Origin of the sequence: Synechococcus sp. R6-7, from assembly GCF_047461695.1 — a bacterium.
In the GTDB taxonomy this organism is placed as follows: Bacteria; Cyanobacteriota; Cyanobacteriia; order Thermostichales; family Thermostichaceae; genus Thermostichus.
Genome location: NZ_JANSHS010000413.1, coordinates 1 through 3557 on the forward strand (window position 1 = coordinate 1; position 3557 = coordinate 3557).

Consider the following 3557-nt stretch of genomic DNA (forward strand, 5'->3'; position numbering starts at 1 on the left):
CCCTGGCCATTTTGCAGGAGCTGCTGCTGGAGCCGGAGTTCCGAGGCCGCACCGACGTTGGCCTGACGCTGCAGGCCTACCTGCGGGATAGCTACACCGATCTGCAAAACCTGATCGCCTGGGCCAAAGAGCGGGGATCCCCGGTGACGGTGCGCTTGGTCAAGGGGGCCTACTGGGATCAAGAGACCATCCTGGCGGCGCAAAAGCACTGGCCACAGCCGGTTTACAACAGCAAGTCTGCTACCGACGCCAACTTCGAGCGCATGACCCAGCTTTTGTTGGAGCACCACACCCATCTCCACGCCGCCATCGCCAGCCACAATGTGCGCTCTCAGGCCAAAGCCATTGCCATCGCCCAAGCGCTGGAGGTGCCCCAGTCTGCTTTTGAACTGCAGGTGCTCTATGGCATGGCCGATCCCCTGGCCAAGGCCTTGGTGCAGAAGGGACAGCGGGTGCGGGTGTACTGCCCCTACGGGGAGCTGCTGCCGGGTATGGCCTACCTGATCCGGCGTTTGCTGGAAAACACCGCCAACACCTCTTTCCTGCGGCAAAGCGTTCAGGGCTACAACCCCGAGCAGCTGTTGGCCCCGCCGGTCTTGGACGAGGGATCCGTTTTCCAGGCTCCTTCTCTCTCGTTTGCCGCCGCTCCCGATACGGATTTCAGCCAGCCCCAGCAGCGGGATCCCTTTTTTCAGGCATTGGACGAGATCCGGCCTCAACTGGGTCAGAGGGTTCAGCCCTGGATTGCCGGAGAATATCGCCCCACCCAACAAGCCATGCTCTCCCTCAACCCTGCGGATCCCCAACAGGTGGTAGCGGAAATTGGGTTGACCGAGCCGGAACAGGTGGAGCAAGCCTTGGCAGCGGCCCAAGCCAGCTTCCCCAGCTGGAGGCGCACCCCCGTTGCCGTGAGGGCGGGGATCCTGCGACGGGTGGCGGAGCAAATCGAGGCCCAGCGGGCGGAGCTGGCTGCCTGGATGGTGCTGGAGGTGGGCAAGCCCATTGCCCAGGCCGATGGGGAAATTTCTGAGGCCATCGATTTTTGCCGCTACTACGCCCAACAGATGGAGGCTCTGGAGCGGGGACGGGAGTGCAACCTGCCCGGCGAAACCAACCATTACCACTACCAGCCCCGCGGTGTGGCGGTGGTGATCGCCCCCTGGAACTTCCCCCTCTCCATCCCCTGTGGCATGACAGCGGCGGCTTTGGTGGCCGGAAACTGCGTGCTCCTCAAACCGGCAGAGCAATCTTCGCTGATCGCCGCCAAACTGGCGGAGTTTATCCTCAAGGCCCTTGCCGAAGCTGGGATCCCGAAGGGTGTCTTTCAATTCCTGCCGGGGGTGGGCGAAGCCATTGGCCCCCTGTTGGTTCAAGACCGGCGGGTGCACCTGATTGCCTTCACCGGATCCCAGGCGGTGGGTTGCCAGATCCTCGCCCAAGCCGCGCAACTGCAGCCGGGCCAGCACCACATCAAACGGGTCATTGCCGAGATGGGGGGCAAAAACGCCATCCTCATCGACGAAAGCGCCGACCTGGATCAGGCGGTCAAAGGAGTGGTCAACTCCGCCTTTGGCTACAGTGGCCAGAAATGCTCCGCCTGCTCGCGGGCGATCGTTTTGCAGTCCATTCACGACCTGTTCTTGGGGCGGCTCATCGAGGCGGTGCGCTCTTTAAATGTGGGGGATCCAGCCCACCCCAGCACCCAAGTTGGCCCGGTCATCGATGCAGAGGCCCAAGCTCGCCTGCAACAGGCCATTCAATCGGCTAAGGCTGATGCCCGCCTCGACCTCAGCCTGCCCGTGCCGGAAAAAGGCTACTTCGTCGGCCCCACTGTGTTCAGCCAGGTGGATCCCCAGTCAGAGCTGGCGCAGCGGGAGCTGTTTGGCCCGGTTTTGGCGGTGATCTCAGCGCCGGACTTTTCTTCTGCTCTGCAGATGGCCAATGCCACCCCCTACGCCCTCACCGGCGGTCTCTACAGCCGCACCCCTTCCCACATTCAACAGGCTCGCCGGGACTTTGCCGTCGGCAACCTCTACATCAACCGCGAGATCACCGGGGCGTTGGTGGAGCGGCAGCCCTTCGGCGGCTTCAAGCTCTCCGGCGTGGGATCCAAAGCCGGTGGCCCCGACTACCTGCTGCAATTTTTAGAGCCGCGCACCGTAACCGAAAACACGCAACGGCAGGGCTTTGCTCCCATCGAGGGATCCTGAGGATAGGGCTTGGGAAAGCTCATTGGACAGGCTTGGCCACATCCCCAACCTTGAAGCCTGCCCCGCTGAGAATGCGTCCCACACTGGAGCTGTCATCCACCTCCGTCAGTTGGACCTGTCCGGCTGGCTCAGTCAATTTGCGCAAGACTGTCCCCGTGGCCGGATCCTTCACCTCGCGGACGACGCGCTCCACAGAAAGAATCAATCCCACCCGATAGCCATCGCGGCTGCCCTTGTTCAGGATCACCTGGTTGCCGTAGACATCCGCCACCAAGGCGTCAACCGTTGGCAGAGAGCGAGGCTGAGCTGCCAAGCGCCCGGCAAAACCGGCCAACTGCTGGGCAATTTGCTCCACCGCTTGTTGGCTTGCCAAAACCAACAGCTTCTCTTCGTTGCTGGTGGCGGATCCCCCGCCAAAGCCGGCAACCGTGACCGTGCTATCCGACTGGCTGGCGTTGCCTTTGCCCTCGACCACGGCCAAGATCTCGGCAGTACTGGTGCTCACCAAGCGGGCATTCAGCTGCACGTTGGCATCGGCATCCACTGACTCAGCGCCCACCGCCAGCGGGAAGCTGCCGAAGGGAGTTAAGACCGGTGCCCCACCCCCAGAACGGCGCACAGACACATCAAACTGGGTCACACTGCCGAGGATCACCGCATCGACCCCTAGGATCCGGCCTACCTGAGCAGCGGTGTTGGCATCCAGTCGCCCGGATAGACCCAGGTTCTGCTCGGCCAAGATCGCGTCCAGCCGCGAGCGCTCGATGACGGAAAAGGTGCCATCTCTCACCAGCCGATCCACCAACAGGTCGCTCACCCCCCGAGAAGCCTCGCGGAAGCTGTAGGGATTGCTGAGGCTGCTGAAATCAAAGTCCAAGACTGCAATCCGAGGACGGGATGTGGGTTGCGGCGCTTGTCCCACCTGTCTGGGGGCAGAGAGGGTGCAGCGAATGTCTTGGGGAAATTGCTGGCAGAGGGCTGGATTGGCGGATTGGGCCACCACCGGGATCCCTGTCCAACTGAGGCTCACCAGAGGGATCCCGAACAGCAAAACGGAAGAGAGGTTGCGCATGGTTAAACGATCTCCTAGATCTGGGAAGTGGCCACAGTTACTCTCAGCTTGCACCCAAAAGAGCTTCAGGGCGGTGACCGGTATCACCTGGCAGCTAAGGGCTAAGGATCCTGACGTCGCCTGTTCCCAGAAGATGCCCTACACTCTACCGACTACAAGGTTGTTGAAAAAAGGGATTGAGAAGGTTTGTATAGAAGAGTTAACAAATCTCAACCCTGTTGAGCAAAGGTACTCGCTCTCTGCAATTGACATCCTCCCCGGCCTGAAGGCCGGAG

3 protein-coding genes are annotated in these 3557 nt (G+C 61.5%); 2 read left to right on the top strand and 1 reads right to left on the bottom strand.

All coding sequences use genetic code 11. From position 1 onward, the window contains the following. The coding region (gene pruA, locus NW815_RS11835) for an L-glutamate gamma-semialdehyde dehydrogenase (protein WP_414416050.1) at nucleotides 1-2210 on the top strand (2210 nt) is incomplete at its 5' end. Nucleotides 2211-2229: 19 nt separating this feature from the next. On the opposite strand, the gene NW815_RS11840 is transcribed toward pruA, so the two are convergent. Further along, nucleotides 2230-3282, bottom strand: coding sequence for a CsgG/HfaB family protein (locus tag NW815_RS11840; protein ID WP_414387881.1), 1053 nt, complete (start codon nucleotides 3280-3282; stop codon nucleotides 2230-2232). A 73-nt stretch (nucleotides 3283-3355) separates the two neighbouring features. Here NW815_RS11840 and NW815_RS11845 point away from each other — a divergent pair. Continuing rightward, nucleotides 3356-3557 (top strand): hypothetical protein (locus tag NW815_RS11845; protein WP_414416051.1); only part of this gene is annotated, 202 nt, incomplete at its 3' end.

Bases quoted from the DNA above. Each gene is read 5' to 3' on its own strand.
- NW815_RS11840 (WP_414387881.1), bottom strand. From the start codon at position 3,282: ATGCGCAACCTCTCTTCCGTTTTGCTGTTCGGGATCCCTCTGGTGAGC.